The organism is Streptomyces pseudoechinosporeus, from assembly GCF_054783935.1.
Genome location: NZ_BAAGPS010000016.1, coordinates 124,851 through 140,645, shown reverse-complemented (window position 1 = coordinate 140,645; position 15,795 = coordinate 124,851). Strand labels below are relative to the sequence as shown.

The window sequence follows — 15,795 nt, the reverse complement described above, 5'->3', positions numbered from 1 at the left end:
GCGCGGGGGTGCGGCAGCCGAAGTACGCCTTGGCGGCCTACGACGTCGAGGCCGAGGACGCCGAGATCTGGGCCCTGTGTGCGGACGCCGAGAACCTCTTCGGCGATCCGCGTCCTCCCGCGCGTGGGACGTACGAATTGCTGGGCTGCGCGCCCGAAGGGGCGTTGAGTACCGCCCTGGCACGCGCGCGTGCCGATGGCTCGGCACCGCTCGGCTTCCTCGCTCTGCAGATCCTCGACAAGAAGGGCGAGCGGGTCGACGAGTGGTGTCTGGAGGACGTACGTGTCCTCAGCGACCGCCCGTGCGCGCGTGACATGTCACTGCTCGACATCACGATCGAGGCGCGCCAGGCCCCGCACAACTCGTTCGACTATCCGCAGTGCCCGCCGCTCTCCCCGGGCTACCGGCTGCTCGGCGCGGAGGACGAGGCACGGGGCAGCTGCCGGGACCTGGCGTACGTCGAGAACAGTCGGCCGGACCTGGTCGAACCGTCCGTGCGGCTGCTCGGCTGTTCCCCGCAAGGAGCCCTGCATACGGCGCTCGACGCGGGCGAGGAGGACCTGGGGCACGCCAAGCTGATCCGCCTCGACGCATCCGGCCGCGCCATTCAGACCGCCGTCGAGGGCGAGCTCATCGCCTGGATCCCATCCGGCCGCGGCCTGGTGGACCTCACGCTGGAGCCGTGGTCCGAGCGGCCGCCGACCGCTGCCCAGGAGGTCTGGGAGCTGTGGGAGGACGGACGCCCGGCCCTGCCCAACTCCTGGGCGCGGTGCGGCACAGAGGGACGCCGCTACTGGCTCGACACGGTGCGGGACAACCACGTCGCGCACCAACCCGACGCTGCGCCCGGCGGCACGTACCACCTCGACGGCCGTCACATCACCGACGAGCCAGGCTTCTTCTGCGCGCTCGGCGAGGCGGTGAACGGACCCGGGGGCTACTTCGGCTGGGGTCTCGACGCCCTGGCCGACTGCCTCTGCGGCGGCTGGGGAGCCGGGTGGCCCTTCAAGCTGGTCTGGCACGACGCGGAGGTCGCCCGCACCTGCCTCGGCCTCACGCCGCATATCGACAACCGGCCTTGGACCTTCGAGGAACTCCTCGAATTCCTTGCGGCCAAAGGCATCGACGTCCGCCTCGCCTAGCTCGGCACCACTTGTCCACAGCCCGGTTATCCACAGCCCGCCCGATTGTCAGTGGCGCCCTGCATCATGAACCCATGACCGAGATCGAGCAATTGACGACGCGTGTCGCCACTGAGGCCCGCACCCCAAGGCCCTGGCGCCGACCTTCACTCCCCGAGCCCGCGAACGCACCTCCGTAGCGTGCCCTGCAAGGCATCTACTCCGGGCGTCGTTCGTCCTGCCAGGGTCAGGACAAGCCTGCGCTCGGCCGACGGCAAGTGCTGCCCTGTCGCCTGCCGCCTGTTCGGTCGTACGACGAGCGCCACGCGCCGCCCCTCGTACGCTCAGCCGATCCGCGCTAGCCAGAGTCCCGCCCGCCCCGGCGCGAGGCCAGCCACTTCCGACCTCCATACGCAGCTGCCCCCACACCCAGCACACTCACGCCCACAACCACCGACACCCCCGGCAAGGCGAACGCGAGCGTGACGCACCCGGCTGCCCCCACCGCCGGCCCGACGCGCGCCACGAAGTCCGAACGGAGCGTCCAGGCCGAGGCGTTGGCGATCGCGTAGTACACGAGCACACCGAAGGAGGAGAAGCCGATAGCACCTCGCACATCCACCGTCGCGGCTAGCGTGGCGACCACCGCGCCGACGGTCAGCTCCGCCCGATGAGGCACCTGGAAGCGCGGATGCACGGTGGCCAGCGTGCCCGGGAGATGCCGGTCGCGGGCCATGGCCAGCGTCGTACGCGACACCCCCAGGATCAGCGCGAGGAGTGAGCCGAGCGCCGCTACGGCGGCACCGACGCGTACGACCGGGACGAGCCCTGGCACACCAGCCGCCCGTACCGCGTCGGCCAGCGGCGCCATCGCCTGCCCGAGCCCGCCCGACCCCAGCACGGAAAGGACAGCCACCGCCACAGCCGCGTACACCAACAGCGCGATGCCCAGCGCCAGAGGGATCGCGCGCGGAATGGTGCGCGCCGGATCCCGTACCTCCTCGCCGAGCGTCGCGATCCGCGCGTAGCCCGCGAAGGCGAAGAACAGCAGGCCGGCCGCCTGAAGCACACCACCCCCGCCCCCGGAGACCCCCACGTCGAGCCGGCTGGCGTCGGCGTCCCCGGAAGAGAGACACACGACCACCACGGAAGCGAGTACCGCGAGAACCACCGCCACGATCGCCCGCGTCAGCCACGCGGACTTCTGCACACCGCCGTAGTTCACGGCGGTCAGCGCCACCACGGCTCCGACCGCCACCGCGTGCGCCTGCCCCGGCCAGACGTATGCGCCCACGGTGAGCGCCATCGCCGCACACGAGGAGGTCTTGCCGACGACGAACGACCAGCCTGCCAGATAGCCCCAGAACTCCCCGAGCCGCTCCCGCCCGTACACATACGTCCCGCCCGAGGCGGGGTACAGGGCGGCGAGGCGCGCCGACGACATCGCGTTGCAGTACGCGACGACGGCGGCGACGCCCAGGCCGAGGAGCAGCCCGGACCCGGCCGCATGTGCCGCGGGCCCGAGGGCGGCGAAGATCCCGGCGCCGACCATCGACCCGAGGCCGATGACCACGGCGTCGCCGACGCCGAGCGTCCGCCGTAGCCCCGCTTCGGGCTGCGGCGAGCCGGGCTGCCCCGCACGGGAGGCACCCGGACCGGACGGCGACGAGCCGGGGTGACCAGAACCGGACTGTGTCATGAGCCGCACCCTACTGATCAGTGCAACCGGCCGACGCTGCACGGGCGTCCTCCCCAGCAACAACAGACGAACAACGACAAGAACCGCAGTACAGGCGAAGCCGCGAACAGCAGCACATGAGCGGCATGAACACAGCCTGGCGGGAGCAAGATCACAGCACGGGCACAGCACGGAGGGACAGGATCACGGTATGGGCATCATCAGCTGGATCATTCTGGGGCTGCTGGCCGGCGCCATCGCCAAGTTCCTGCTGCCGGGCCGCGACCCGGGCGGCTTCATCGGCACGACGCTCATCGGAGTTGCGGGCGCGTTCATCGGCGGCTGGATATCCGCCCGCTGGCTGGACCACCCGATCAGCAAGGATTTCTACGACGGCGCGACCTGGGCCGCCGCGATCGGCGGCTCACTCGTCCTGCTGGTCGCCTACCGTCTCCTGTTCGGCAACTCGCGCAACTGAGTACGCACCCTCAAACCGCAGCCAGCAGGCGGGAAGGGTGGGCACCGACGGTGCCCACCCTTCCCCGTACGCGCAACAAGCGCGATGTCACCGGTAGTTCACGAACTGCAGCGCGAAGTCGAAGTCCTTGCCCTTCAGCAGTGCGATCACGGCCTGCAGGTCGTCGCGGCTCTTTGAGCTGACCCGCAGTTCATCGCCCTGAACCTGGGCCTTCACGCCCTTCGGGCCCTCGTCGCGAATGATCTTCGCCACCTTCTTGGCGTTCTCCTGGGAGATGCCCTCCTCGATGGAGGCGAAGATCTTGTACTCCTTGCCGGAGAGCTGCGGCTCGCCCGCGTCCAGGGCCTTCAGCGAGATGCCGCGCTTGATCAGCTTGGACTGGAAGACGTCGAGGATGGCCTTGACCCGCTCCTCTGAGTTCGCCTCCATCAGGATCTTCTCGCCGGACCAGGAGATGGAGGCGCCCACGTTCTTGAAGTCGTAGCGCTGCGAGATTTCCTTGGCGGCCTGGTTGAGGGCGTTGTCGACCTCCTGCCGCTCGACCTTCGAGACGATGTCGAAACTGGAGTCGGCCATGTCCTGTGGCTCCTTGTATCGGGGTGCGTGGGGCGGCCGTCGAGCCCGGCATCGGTCCCGGCCGCATCCGCATAAGCCTAGCCACCCCCACCCTCCGAGCGGCGATCAATCGGGTGGCGAAGCACCCCTGGGCATCGGGTATCGTTTACGTCGTTGCCACGGAGCACCACCGAAAGGCGGTTCGAAGGGCAGCAACCCCCGGCGGTGTGCCCGAGCGGCCAAAGGGAGCAGACTGTAAATCTGCCGGCTCAGCCTTCCCAGGTTCGAATCCTGGCGCCGCCACACGACAACAAAGGGCCCCTGGCCTGCGGAAACCGCAGGCCAGGGGCCCTTTGTCATGTGCTCTCGCGACGGCCGTACTGTCTCGCTCTGTCTCGCATTCGAACGTCCCGTCTCGAAGTGCGTGGACGGGGCGTGGACGGGATTTCCCGGCCCGTCAGCCGTGCCGCCCCAAGCGGGCAGAGATCTTGGCGTTCGCGGCCTCGTCTCCGTCGCTGAGGAACTTGGCGTACACCCGGAAGAGGACGCCGACACTGTGGCCGGCGCGCTTGGCCACGAGCTGAGGTTCCACGCCTGAGCTGAGCCATGTGGACACAGCCGCGTGGCGAAGATCATAAGGACGCTTCGCCAGCGACGATTCGCACTGCGCCGGTGTCAGGGCCCGCGATCGCGCTACTGCCCAGACTTCGCCGTAACCCGTGTCCTGGATCAGCCCACCGCGCTGAGTGCGGAACAGACGTCCGTCCGGTGCCACGCCGTACGCCGTGACGTGCCACCGCAGCAGCGCGACCAATTCGGGCGGGATGGGGACCGGTCGGACTGCCTTCCGCGGACGGTGCTTCAGCCCACGCGTGTCGTGGGCTTCGCCACTGTCCGTCCACGCCGAGCCCGACCGGGGCCGCGTCTCCCTGAGCCGCAGCGTGCCCCACCCACGACGCGGTAGATCGCAGTCCTGGAGCCGTAGACCGATGACTTCCGCTGGCCGGGCCGCGGCGTAGTACATGCAACCGAAGAACCCCACCAGACGGCGACCACGGGGACTCTGGTCTCGTACGGCGGCCAAGAGCTTGGCGGCTTGCTCGGGGTCCGGCACGCAGGCCGGGTCCACCTCCTCTTCCACCTGCTCCGGCGCTTTCCACTTGATGCGCGTGAGCGGGTTTTCGGTGAGTAGTTCAGCCTCCACCGCGTACTCCAGGGCGTTGTGGAAGATCGCTCGTTTCCGCCGGATCGTGCCAGCCGCAGCCGTCTTGCCGTCCAGCTTCTTGGAGAGAGCGTTCAGGGTGGCCCGTACGAGCACGCGGTCGGAGAGTGCGGACGTGGGCAGCGACTTGCGCTTGAACCAGTCCAGCGCCTTGGCGACGTCGTCCGGGATGTCTTCCTCCCAGCGGTTCTTGTTGAATGCCCAGCTATAGAGGGCGGTGCGTACGACTCCGGCGTCGGGCATGCCCTTGGTGTCCTTCACCAGTGTGGGCGTCACCGTGGCCATGGCTTCGGCCAGAGTCCGACGCGTGGAGGCGGGGGAGTCGTCCCATTTCATCTCGATGTAGTTGCGAGCGTGCTCGTACCACGAGATGTCCCGATCCTTGACGACCATGGACTTCGGCAGTCCGCTGTCCACGTCGAACGGCTCACCCTCGCGGGCTGCCGTAATGAGCTGGGCCCGGCGGCTCTCCACCAGGCCCAGCGTGAGGAACGACTCCGAGTGCGGGCGTGTGCCTACCTTCCAGCGGAGTTGGTAGGGCTTCCGGTAGTCGCGCTTGCGGATGGCCCAGATCTTGACTGTGTAGCTCCACTCAGTCACGCGGCTTCCAGTTCTTCTTTGAAGGCGTCCAGGACACTTCGGCGCACACAGATGCGGCCGGTCTGGGTGCGCTTCGCCTCTGGCCCGTAGCCGCGGTTGCGCCAGCGGTACCAGGTAGCGCGGGTGATGCCGAGTTCGATCAGCGCGTCGCTCAGCGGAATCAGCTCGTCTTTGGGGGAGCGACGTCGGCGGGAAGAGGTAGCCATGCCGAGATCTCCTTGGGACAGAAGGAGGCAGTGAAGGAGAGGCTTCGAGGCCTCTGGGGGATCCGCCACGTCCGCCACGCCGCCACATCGCAGGTCAGCGGCTTGGATTTGTGGCGGACGGCGGTTGTGTGGCGGATAGGTGCCGCCACGCGAGCGCGTGGCGGCACCGGTACATCCGTGCTGGTCAGCCAGCGACCCTCAGCGGTCGCGTGGCGGTTTCCGGGGGCGCGTGGCGGATGCCGGGAAGCGGATCCGCCACACTTTCACCCCCGCTGACCTGCGGTGTGGCGGACGTGGCGGACGTGGCGGACTCTCCGGGGGGAGGGGGGCAGTACCGCGCCCACGCGTCCTGGAGGTCTTCGGCGTAGTAGCCCTTGGGGAAGGTGCCGGCGGTGGTGCGGATGCCGCGCGGCTTGATCGGCTTGTTCGCCGACGTGACGTACTGTCCGAGCAACTTCGCCAGGGTGCGGGAGTTGATCGGCTTGTCGTCCAGGTCGCCCCACGGTCCGTCGTCCATGCCGAGCAGGCATTCGAGAATGACGGCGGTAGACATGCGGTCAGCGCCACAGAACACCTTGTCCCGCAGGTCCGTCAGCAGCCGGATCCCGAACGAGGCTTCGTCGTTGTCCTGGCTGGCGTGGACCAGCTCCACACAGGCGGAACGGGCCCGCTCCGGCCAGTGCCCGCCAGCCGCGTCGGCGACCGCAAGCAGCGGTTCCCACACGTCGGCCGGGCGGTCGGAGACCCCTTCGGGCATGACCGGCCAGGCGTTGGCGACGTCGTCGCGGACGGTGTCGGCCCATTCCGCGAGCCGGTCGCGCAGGGCGTTGCCCTCCTTCTCGTGGATGCGCCGGCGGTAGGACTCGACCGTCTCGTTGGGGGCGCGCTTGCGCATGCGGATGATGATCGAGCGCGTCAGGATCGTGTCCGGCAGCGAACCGAGCCCCGCCATGGCGACAGCACAGAAGGACGAGAACCATCCCGCACTCTGGTTGGCGCCGTCCCCGACGCAGCGCAGTGATTTGCCGCCGCGCCGGTATCCGGAGTTCAGGAAGCCGCGTACGGGCTCGTTGTCTCCGGCCTTGGGGCCGAACACGGTGTCGATCTCGTCGAAGAGGAGGGTTGGGGTGCCCTCATCGGCCTCGACGAGCCGGAACAGGGCGTTGGCGGATGCGTTGACCGTGGTCGACGCGCGGGGGGTGAGGGTTTCCACGATCTCCAGCGCGCGGGACTTGCCCGATCCCGGCTCCGGGGAGAGGAACGCGAGGCGGGCGGTGCCGTCGAACGCGTCGATCAGGTGCGCGTGCGCGTCCCACAGGGTGACGGCGACGTAGGCGGCTTCGGTGGGGAAGACGTTGAAGCGTCGGTGGAACGCTTCGACCTCGTCGAGCAGGGCCGCGCCGTCGATGGACGGCACGGGCTGGTTGGTGCTGATCATGCGGCGTTCCTCCCTTCCTGGGTGGTACGGAGTGGGCAGACGTCTCGGTGCGCGGTGTGGTCGGCGATCAGGGCGAGCACCTTGTGGTGGCCGATGGCGCTGCGGTCCCGGCCGCACTCGCACTTCGAGGTGGCCGTGGGGGTGGCGCCGCGGGGTGCGCGGATGTACAGCCACGCCACGGGGAAACGCCCGTCACCACGTGGCGGGGCGCTCGGGGACTGCTCGGGGGAAAGGGCTGAAAGGACGCCCTGACGGGCGGTCTTTTCTCGGCCGCACTCCTGGGCCGGGGGTACCGCGGTGTTGGCGGAGTCCGGCCGATCGGCGGTGTCGGGACGGCATTTGGGCTGCGGGCGGGGCGGGTTGTGGCTCATGCCGTCTCCCGAGCGCGGCAGGTGCGGGCGGAGTAGGCCAGCGCGTCGCGGATCGTCGCGCGGCACTCGCCCTCCGGTAGTCCGGCCGCCTCACCGGCCGCCCCAAATGCCTCCTCGACCACGTCTCGGGCGATCTCGCCCCAGACGACGAACCGCCCGATGGCGATCGTGCGGGTGAGCAGCAGCTTGTGCCGCTGTCCCTCCGGGGCCTTCCTGACCCGCGCTGTCTCGCGTTCCAGGGCCACCGCCGCGCGGCGGGTGGCCTGGCCCGGGATGAGGAGCGGGGCGGCGGGTGCCGGGGCGGGCTTGGGCGCGGTCTGAAGGTGGCGCAGGAGCCATCCGGGCAGGCCCGTCACGGGGGCATCGTCGGCCACCTCGTACGCGCCCGCGACGGTGACGCTGCCCGCGGCCACGATGTTGCCGCCCCACGCACGGGTGTCTACGTTCGACGCCACGGACTTCGTGGTGCAGGGCAGATGGACGCCGTGCGGCGTGTGGAAGTACAGGTGCAGGCCGCCGCTGGGCGTCCGCACCGTGTAGGTGGCGGGCCATGGCACTCCGGCGCGCTCGCAGAGCGCCGCAAAGGACGTCGCGCCGTCAGGCGCGTCCGAACTGCCCTGCCCGTCTTTCTCCTTGGGTACGTCCAGGTCGACCACCAGCAGGCCGGAAGGCCCGGTGGCGATGCCGACGTTGAACGGGCCCGCGGTCCACGCCGCGCGGATGCGGTCCGGGTCGTTGGTGGCGCGCTGTTCCCACTTCAGGTGCCCGATCGCGCACTCCCCGGTCCGGGGGCAGGCGCGTTCACCGTGCAGCGCGGAGCCCTTGCCGCCGGGCCGCAGCGGGTGGACGCGCCAGGCGCGGCCGGCGGCTGTCAGGGCGGCGCTGAGGAGGATCTCCCTCATGCGACCGCCTCCACGACGCTGTGGAGGAATGCGCGGCCGATCCACTCCGTGTAGGCGGGCGGGATGGCCTCGGTCAGTTCCTCGCGCACGTCGGTCCACGTGATGCCCATGGCCGACTGGAGTTCGGGGATCGACGGCTTGCCGCCCCCATTGCCGTACGCGGCCACGTACGGGCCGTCGAAGTACTGGCCGTGCCGCCAACCGCGCACCCGCCCGCGGTGGGCGACGTGCGCCGGCCGTGGGGCCGTCCAGCCGCCCAACTCGAAGTTGCGGTGGCGGATGACCCCGAGCCCGAACATCTCCCCGCACAGGGTCAGGTCCTTGCGGATCTTCGCACGGCCGTTGGGCTGCTCGATCACGTACGGCAGGCCCGTCCGGTCGAGCAGGGCGCGAGTGGGCGCCACCAGGTCGACGTGGGCGCCGCCCCATCCCTGGGAAAGGTTGGTGCCCACGGTCAGTGCGCAGCCGTGCTGGCACGGCGGGGAGGCGTGGACGAACGCGTACCGCTCGATCTCACCCGACTCGATGAGGCGGGCGAGGTGTTCGAGGGCATCCCCCCGGTACTGCGGGAAGGGGTAGTTGGGCCGGTCGGCGATGTCGACGCCGTGCACGTCGAACCCGGCACGTGTGTAGCCCATGCCGGCGCCGCCGGCGCACGAGTACAGATCCAGCAGGCGCGGCCGTGGGCCACTTGCTCGCCGGAAGTCTGTGGGGTGGGTCATGCTGGAGGTCTCCAGTTCTGTCGAAGGGACGGGAGAGCCGGGGCGGGCGCGATCTTTGGCGAGAGGGCGCCCGCCCCGGGCGTATCTAGAACGGCGGCTTCGCGTTGAACTGCGAGTCCGCCGAAGCGCCGGTCGTGGCCCACGGGTCGCCGGACGGGTCCGGCTTGCCCGCGGCGGTCTTGCCGTTGATGGCGACGGTGGTGAAGCGCAGCGAGGCGCCGATGTCGTCGACCTCCACGGCCAGCATCGAGCGGTTCTCTCCCTGCTCGGTCTGCCAGTTGTGCTGCCGGATCCGCCCGGACAGCACCACGCGCGAGCCCTTGGTCAGGGAGTCGGCGACGTGCTCCGCGAGGGAGCGCCAGGCGGCGCAGCGGAAGAACGTGGACGTACCGTCCTTCCACTGGTTCGCCTCGCGGTCGAACATGCGCGGCGTGGAGGCCACGGTGAACTTCGCGAGCGCCTGGCCGGACTCGGTGACCTTCACTTCCGGGTCGGCGGTCAGGTTGCCGATGATGGTGATCGGGGTCTCTCCGAACGACATGCTGTGTCTCCTGTTCAGTGCTTGGAGCGGGCGAGCCGGAGGGTGATTCCGCCGATGCCGAGGGGTCCGGCGGCTCCGGCGATGACGGTGGCGGTGTGGGCGGCGGCATCCAGCAGCGCGCACAGGGCGACGACCAGGCCCCAGGTTCCGAGGGCGGCGGCGCCGGCGATGGCGAGCGGGATCAGGACGCGTCGCCACGGGATGCCGGTGTGGGTGTTGTCCTGGACGAGGATGACGACCGGTGCTCCGGTGGCTTCGGCGCGGCGGTAGGCGTCGGCGGGTATGTGCGGGGCGATGATCCCCGGCGGGTCGCGGTGGGGTATCACGGGGCTCCCTCGGGTGGGCCGCGGGCCCGCGCCACAGACGTGGTGCGGGCCCGTGCGGGTGGGTGTCAGGCAGGGGTGTCAGGGGTGTCACGCCGGGGGCGTCACGCGTTTCTGACACCGGGTTTGCCTAGGGTTTTGGGTGTCAGAGGGCCGTGACGGTGTCAGGCGTCAGGCAGCCGTCAGGGCGGGCACGATGCGCCACCGGCCGGTGGCGTTCGTCGCCTCCAGGCGGCCCTCCGTGTACGCCTCCTTGAGTTGCTGGGAGACCCACGGGCGGGAGAGGTTGTTGCGGTCGCACCAGTCCTTGAAGTCGACCGGGCCCACGATCATCTGCCCCTGGCGCTCGAACTCCTCCAGCGCCTGAGCGAACAACCGCCGGGCCTCCTCCGGCGACGGCTTGCGGCCGGTCTCCTGACCGAAGATCGGGGCGTCGTCGCCCTCTTCGGCGTCGGGGAGGTCGGCTTCCGGGTCGATGTGCTGGTCTTCCGGGTCCACCAGCGGGCCGCCGTACTCCATGTCGTCGTCCTCCTCCGTGACGGCCCTCAGCGCCGCCGGCTGCGGGGTCTCGGGGGTGGAGCGGCCGGTGTACGCGTTGCCGGCCACGCCGGATGCCGCGCCGGCGGTGACCGGATCGGCGGTGGCGCCGTTGCGCTGCGCCCACGTGGCGAGCAGTTCCATGACCGGCACGGCCCGCTGCGTGAAGCGCCGGCCGCGGGCTGGGGAGGGGTAGCGGTCCTCGGGGATGCCGGGCGAGACGACGTAGCAGTAGCCGGGTCGCCGGTTGCCCCATGCGCCGGGGTGGGCGCCCGCGGCCAGCACCTCGTCCGGCAGGGAGAACCCCTCATCCCGTGGATCGCAGCCCAGCGCGATCACGGACGGCAGCGATGCGCGGGTGCTGGTCGACATCTGGTCGTACGACGGCCGCTGCAGCGACACGACCAGCGAGATGCCCGCGGAACGGGCCTCCTGCGCGATGCCGGTGAACGCGTCATCACCCAGGTTGCGCAGGGTGTTGGCGGCCTCCTCGAACCAGGTGACCAGGAACGGCATCCCCGCACACCCACACGCGGTGCCATCCGTGCGGCAGGAGTGCGCCGGGTAATTCTGCACCTGCGCCGCCTCAGGGACCCACTGCCGGTAGTCGTGGGCCCCCAGCCAGCGCGTGCGGGCGGGGATGACGGCCTCGACGGCCGCCACCATCACTTCGGAGCCGGTGCCGCCCTCAACGCCCCAGTCCAGACCGGGCCGCAGGGGCCCGAAGTCCTGGAACGCCTTCGGGTCGGAGAACCACACGATCACGTCACGGCGGGAGAGGATCTCCGTCAGCACGTTCAGCGCGGTGTCTCCCTTGCCGGAACCCGTGCCGCCCGCGATCAGCAGGTGGGTGGAGTTGCGGCCCGCTTCCGGATCCCCCGGCAGCCAGATCAGCAGCGGTGCGCCGTCGTCGTAGCGACCGAGGTTCAGCGGATCCGCGATCGACCCACCCAGGAGGGAGGGGCCCTCCCACTCGACGATGTCGGCCAGCATGTCCTCCGGCACGATCACCAGCTCCCCGCGCCGGGCGGAGCCGGGGTCGGGGGTATACCGGACGGCGCTCTTCGGCAGGTCCAGGGCAGAGGCGAGGTTGCCCAGTGCCTTGGTCATGTCGTCGTTGGTCTGCGTGCCCGGGTCCAGCGCGACCGGCGCGGTGACCCGGTTCGGCTCGACCTTCGCCGTACCGATCTGCGCCCGCGCCAGCCCGACCTTTTCCAGCAGGCCCTTGTCGGAGCCTTCGCCGGTGGCGTCGGGGTTGTGCCGCATGAGCAGGCGGACATTCCACGACAGGGCCAGCGCCGGGCCGCCCATCAGGTACAGGTCGTCGAGCGGCCCGGCGGTCGGGCCCGCGAGACAGGCGCTGGTCAGCCAGGCTGAGCCTGCGGCCACGGTGATGGCTGAGTGCAGGCGCCGTTGCTGGCTGGTCGCCTTGCCTGCCCACCAGGTGGCGCCGGTCAGCGCCACCGAGGCGAGGGTGAGGCCGACGCCGGCCGCGGCGCTTTCGCCCCACCGCCAGTGCCCCAGGGCACCGGCCAGACCGGTCGCGCCCCAGCCGAGCCACGGCGGGATGTGCGGCTTGGCCCGGTGCAACAGGTACTTGCCCACGCCGCCGGCGTCAGAGCCGCCCTGCAACTGAACTTCCAGCAGCTCCGCAAGCTGCCTCTGTGTATCGCGCTCAGCCATCGAGCAACCTCCTTACTGCTGGGCCCAGTTCATGACCGGCTGCTGAGGCTCCCGGGCACGGTGACGGACGCGGTTGATCTCTTCCTCGAACTCCTGCTGGAAGACCGAGTAGCAGGAGGCGGCGTTCTTCGCGGCGTCCCGCAGCGCGTCGGCGGACCGCTGCATCTTGCGGGACACCTTCCGGGCGCGGATGCGGGAGCCGAACGTCCGTCCCTCCGGGTCGGGCACGGCCGCGAGTACGCCGTTGAGGATCTCGGCGGCCATGGCGACCTCGATGGACAGCGTCACACCGGCCGCGCGCAGGGTGTTGCAGTAGTTCCGCACCTGCGCCGGGGAGGTGAACTCCGGGGTGGGCAACAGGGCTTCAGCGTGTGGACGGCCCCCGTTGGTGCGGGCCGCCCCCTTGTTGTTCACGGTGACGTTGATCGGCGGTACGAACGAGCCGCCCATCGCGCCGACGAAGCCACCGGCCGCGGCGCCCGCGTTGGCGAACTTGTTCGGCTTGTTGGCCGCGCCGCTGGCGGCGGGTTGGGGCCGGGTCCTCCGCGCGTGGCGGCCGTTTGTGGTCTGAGCCATCAGGCAGTCTCCTTACGTCAGTGGGTGCGGCGGACGATGAACCACGAGATCTGGGCGCCGATCAGGGTGAGCAGCCAGATCAGTTCCAGCGGACCGGCCAGCGGCCCGAACCCTGCGGCCAGCGCCGCCCACCCGAGCGCGGTGGTGCCGAGCAGCGCCAGGGCGATGCGCCAGCCCCACACCGCGCGATCGGCGGCGGGACGGCGGCGCTGCATGAGCGCGAGCCACACCAGCGGGCCCGCGGCCACCGGGGCGAGCACAAGGCCGGACCACCACGCGTACGCGTGCAGCACGGCCGTGCCGACAAGAGCCAGTACGGCGACGATGAGCGGGGCGAGCGAGCGGCGGTGGTCCCACAGCAACCGCCCCAGGAAGCCGAGCGCTTCGCGGGTCAGGGACGGGCGTTCGGGCACCACGACCACGAACGGCTGAGCCGAGCGGCGGCGCCCGCGCTGGCGCGGGATACGGACGGTGGCGGCACCCGCCGGCACCTTCATGGCGCGGCGGGTGCGGGTACGGCTGGTCACAGCGAAACTCCTTGGGAGTCGAGGAGAGATTCAGGCGGCGCGCTGTTCTTCGGGATAGGCGCAGGGCACGCACACCCCGAGCGAGACGGGGATGACGTAGCCCGCGTCCGTACGGCACTGCGGGCAGGTACGGCGTGCGGTGTTGGCCTTGGCCAGCGCTGCGCGCTTGGCCGGGGTCATGGGGCGTACCGGCTTGGCCTGGTCGAGCCGGTAGAGGTAGGCGACCAGCGGGCCGCGCCGGTAGCGCGGGCGCAGGATCTGCGCCGCGACCGGCTGACCGCCGGGGCGCAGACCACGGGCCCGCAGCTGGCGGCGGGTGGCGTAGCCGTCCGGGGCGCACCGCCACGGGAAGGTGGGGATGCCGTGGCGGGCGCCGGTCGGGTCGAAGCACTTGGCGAACGCGAGCGACATGACCGCGTCCTCCCGCTCAACCGGCGATCGTGGCAGGGAAGTCGGCCAGGTACGGCTCACGGGCCTTAACCCGGCCGCGTGCCGTGCGGGCCGTCGACTCCGACGCCCCGAGCCCGATCTCTGCCATCGCCTGCGTCATGCGGGCGGTGCTTGGCTGCGTGAAGTCGGTGCCGTACAGGGCCCGGACCAACTGATCGACCCGGTTCGGGTAGACCACCGGAGTGCACAGGTCGACGGCCGTCGACGACGCGGCGACGGGCGCCGAAGTGTCGTCGACGACGCGCGCGGAAGCCGGGAGCTCCGGCACCGCATCGGCGGTGTGGACGGCCTCCGAGGGCGGGGTGGGCTGCGCGCGGTCGACGGCCACCGTGACGGGCGTCGACGGTGCTTCGACGCCCGTCATCGCCCGGCGGGCGAGGTAGGCGTGCACCTGCCGCATCAGCGCACCGAACGCCAGCAGCGCGGCGACCGGCGGAACGGCGGCGACCACGTAATCCAGGGCACTCGCGTCGGAGCCGACTCCGGCCACGTTCAGCGCGATGGAGGCGCCGTCACCTGCGGTGACCAGCCCGATTGCCCACCAGTCGACCCGGTGGGCAAGCGACGCTCGCAGGATCAGCAGCTCACCGATCACGATGAACAGGTCCACCGTCGCAGGCCACGCCCACGAGCGGGCCACCGCTTCAGCCATGCCGTGCCGGGCAGCGACTTCCTGCAAGTGCTCGTAGGAGAGCCAGAACGCCACCGCGGTCAGCACCACGGTCAGCGCCGCGGCGATCGCGGTGATGGCGTGCTCCACGTTGACGGGCGTCGACGATGCTTCGACGGGCGTCGACCGCGCGTCGACGCGGGCCGAGGCGCTCATGACGCACCCCCGACCGTCGCCGGGGCGACAACGTCCGCGAAGCCGGTCAGGAGGACCTCCGCGCCCGCGTAGTCGACGACCGTCGACAGCACGCGCGTACGGCCCCCGCTCTGCACGCCGTAGGTCACCGCGTCCGGGGCGGCTCCCAGGGCCTCCCGCCACGCTTCGAAGCTGGGCAGGTCGTCATGGAACGTCAGCTCCAGCCGCCCCGGGTAGATGTGCGTCATCCGCACGGTCGGCGCCGGCAGGTGCCCGAAGTCCACGGACAGCAGCCGCAGCGCCCGCAGCGGTGCGGCCAGGTTCTCGAGCATCAGGGTCTCGCTCATGCCGCAACCCCCGTCCGCAGGGTCCGGCGCTTCGGCGCGGGCCGCGGCGCGAGCCGCAACAGACCCGCCTCGTCCAGCGCCTTCGCGGCCACCTGCACCGCGCGGTCCGGCAGGTCGGGAAAGTCGGTGAGGATGTCGCGGGCCGCGTCCAGCCGCGCCGCACGCTCCAGCTCGCTCTCCCCCTCGACACCGAGCCACAGCTCAACCGGGGTGCCGAGGGCGAGTTCGAGGAAGTCTTCCGTCGTATCGGCCTGATGGCCGGAGACGTAGTTGCGCATGGATTGCTCCTGAGTCGAAGGGATGGAAAGAGCCGGGGGCCGCGAAACATGGGCGAGAGGGCGGCCAACCCGGGAAGCGGCCACAGCCGCAGAAGCGGCGGGCCGAAGTGCCCCGACCGGGAGTCGAACCCGGTCTACGACCATCGGGGCGGTGGAACTCGTCGTACGGGCGACCACCGGGGAACCGGGCCGCCTCGTACGGCGAAGGAACCGGCTTCACCGGCCCGCAGATGTACGGCGGACCGGTGCTGAGCCGGACTGACGAACGTCACCCGGTCGTCACGGGGACGGGGAATCTCACCCCGTCGACTTGGCACGCTGTGGAGTTCTCAAGGAACGACCAGCAAGGGGCCCCTCGTGGAAGCGAGCTATCCCGAACCGGCACAGCCTTGAAGCAGCCCAAAGAAGGCCCTTCCGGCTCGCTGTCCTAGGACT

Annotated in this window: 19 protein-coding genes and 1 tRNA gene; 3 read left to right on the top strand and 17 right to left on the bottom strand. The window is 70.5% G+C overall.

All coding sequences use genetic code 11. The annotated features are described in order from the left end of the window. The first annotated feature begins 8 nt into the window (after positions 1-8). Positions 9-1,142: a barstar family protein gene (locus ACYVO6_RS21605; RefSeq protein WP_461063454.1), complete on the top strand. Its 1,134-nt coding sequence runs from the start codon at positions 9-11 to the stop codon at positions 1,140-1,142. Positions 1,143-1,479: 337 nt separating this feature from the next. Here the strand turns inward: ACYVO6_RS21605 and ACYVO6_RS21600 are convergent, their stop codons facing one another. Continuing rightward, positions 1,480-2,820: an APC family permease gene (locus ACYVO6_RS21600; protein WP_461063452.1), complete on the bottom strand. Its 1,341-nt coding sequence runs from the start codon at positions 2,818-2,820 to the stop codon at positions 1,480-1,482. Positions 2,821-3,010: 190 nt separating this feature from the next. On the opposite strand from ACYVO6_RS21600, the gene ACYVO6_RS21595 reads away from it, so the two are divergent. Next, on the top strand, positions 3,011-3,277 hold the full coding sequence (locus ACYVO6_RS21595) for a GlsB/YeaQ/YmgE family stress response membrane protein (protein WP_461063450.1): 267 nt from the start codon (positions 3,011-3,013) through the stop codon (positions 3,275-3,277). 87 nt (positions 3,278-3,364) lie between these two features. Here the strand turns inward: ACYVO6_RS21595 and ACYVO6_RS21590 are convergent, their stop codons facing one another. Then, on the bottom strand, positions 3,365-3,853 hold the full coding sequence (locus tag ACYVO6_RS21590) for a YajQ family cyclic di-GMP-binding protein (protein ID WP_328771052.1): 489 nt from the start codon (positions 3,851-3,853) through the stop codon (positions 3,365-3,367). Between the two features lie 200 nt (positions 3,854-4,053). Here ACYVO6_RS21590 and ACYVO6_RS21585 point away from each other — a divergent pair. Continuing rightward, a tRNA-Tyr gene (locus ACYVO6_RS21585) sits at positions 4,054-4,135 on the top strand. A gap of 154 nt (positions 4,136-4,289) precedes the next feature. Here ACYVO6_RS21585 and ACYVO6_RS21580 read toward each other — a convergent pair. The 15 genes from ACYVO6_RS21580 to ACYVO6_RS21510 form a co-directional block, all read right to left on the bottom strand. Then, entirely contained in the window at positions 4,290-5,654 is a 1,365-nt protein-coding gene (locus tag ACYVO6_RS21580) for a tyrosine-type recombinase/integrase (RefSeq protein ID WP_461063448.1), read from the bottom strand. Continuing rightward, positions 5,651-5,860, bottom strand: a complete 210-nt coding sequence (locus tag ACYVO6_RS21575; protein ID WP_461063446.1) for a helix-turn-helix transcriptional regulator — start codon at positions 5,858-5,860, stop codon at positions 5,651-5,653. Before ACYVO6_RS21575 ends, ACYVO6_RS21580 begins: the two co-directional genes overlap by 4 nt. A gap of 184 nt (positions 5,861-6,044) precedes the next feature. Further along, a complete protein-coding gene (locus tag ACYVO6_RS21570) occupies positions 6,045-7,298 on the bottom strand; it encodes a DUF3631 domain-containing protein (RefSeq protein ID WP_461063444.1) in 1,254 nt (417 codons plus the stop codon). Beyond that, entirely contained in the window at positions 7,295-7,669 is a 375-nt protein-coding gene (locus ACYVO6_RS21565; RefSeq protein WP_461063442.1) for a hypothetical protein, read from the bottom strand. Before ACYVO6_RS21565 ends, ACYVO6_RS21570 begins: the two co-directional genes overlap by 4 nt. Continuing rightward, the gene (locus ACYVO6_RS21560) at positions 7,666-8,571 is read right to left on the bottom strand and encodes a bifunctional DNA primase/polymerase (RefSeq protein ID WP_461063440.1); all 906 of its coding nucleotides are present in this window, start codon (positions 8,569-8,571) and stop codon (positions 7,666-7,668) included. Before ACYVO6_RS21560 ends, ACYVO6_RS21565 begins: the two co-directional genes overlap by 4 nt. Next, on the bottom strand, positions 8,568-9,293 hold the full coding sequence (locus ACYVO6_RS21555; RefSeq protein ID WP_461063438.1) for a DNA methylase: 726 nt from the start codon (positions 9,291-9,293) through the stop codon (positions 8,568-8,570). The genes ACYVO6_RS21560 and ACYVO6_RS21555 overlap by 4 nt, the downstream gene beginning before the upstream one ends. Positions 9,294-9,378: 85 nt before the next feature. Continuing rightward, complete coding sequence (gene ssb, locus ACYVO6_RS21550) at positions 9,379-9,834, bottom strand: single-stranded DNA-binding protein (protein WP_461063436.1); 456 nt, start codon at positions 9,832-9,834, stop codon at positions 9,379-9,381. Between the two features lie 14 nt (positions 9,835-9,848). Then, the gene (locus tag ACYVO6_RS21545; protein ID WP_461063623.1) at positions 9,849-10,157 is read right to left on the bottom strand and encodes a hypothetical protein; all 309 of its coding nucleotides are present in this window, start codon (positions 10,155-10,157) and stop codon (positions 9,849-9,851) included. Between the two features lie 171 nt (positions 10,158-10,328). After that, a complete protein-coding gene (gene traB, locus ACYVO6_RS21540; protein WP_461063434.1) occupies positions 10,329-12,377 on the bottom strand; it encodes a plasmid transfer protein TraB in 2,049 nt (682 codons plus the stop codon). A 12-nt stretch (positions 12,378-12,389) separates the two neighbouring features. Beyond that, positions 12,390-12,953, bottom strand: a complete 564-nt coding sequence (gene traA / locus ACYVO6_RS21535; protein WP_461063432.1) for a plasmid transfer protein TraA — start codon at positions 12,951-12,953, stop codon at positions 12,390-12,392. A 17-nt stretch (positions 12,954-12,970) separates the two neighbouring features. Beyond that, the gene (locus ACYVO6_RS21530) at positions 12,971-13,480 is read right to left on the bottom strand and encodes a hypothetical protein (protein WP_461063430.1); all 510 of its coding nucleotides are present in this window, start codon (positions 13,478-13,480) and stop codon (positions 12,971-12,973) included. 30 nt (positions 13,481-13,510) lie between these two features. Continuing rightward, the gene (locus tag ACYVO6_RS21525; RefSeq protein ID WP_461063428.1) at positions 13,511-13,891 is read right to left on the bottom strand and encodes an RRQRL motif-containing zinc-binding protein; all 381 of its coding nucleotides are present in this window, start codon (positions 13,889-13,891) and stop codon (positions 13,511-13,513) included. Between the two features lie 16 nt (positions 13,892-13,907). Further along, positions 13,908-14,756 carry a DUF2637 domain-containing protein gene (locus ACYVO6_RS21520; RefSeq protein ID WP_461063426.1) on the bottom strand — a complete coding sequence of 283 codons (849 nt, stop codon included), beginning with the start codon at positions 14,754-14,756 and terminating at the stop codon, positions 13,908-13,910. Then, positions 14,753-15,082, bottom strand: coding sequence for a hypothetical protein (locus tag ACYVO6_RS21515; RefSeq protein ID WP_461063424.1), 330 nt, complete (start codon positions 15,080-15,082; stop codon positions 14,753-14,755). Before ACYVO6_RS21515 ends, ACYVO6_RS21520 begins: the two co-directional genes overlap by 4 nt. Further along, positions 15,079-15,360, bottom strand: coding sequence for a hypothetical protein (locus ACYVO6_RS21510; protein WP_461063422.1), 282 nt, complete (start codon positions 15,358-15,360; stop codon positions 15,079-15,081). The genes ACYVO6_RS21515 and ACYVO6_RS21510 overlap by 4 nt, the downstream gene beginning before the upstream one ends. Positions 15,361-15,795: the final 435 nt, after the last annotated feature.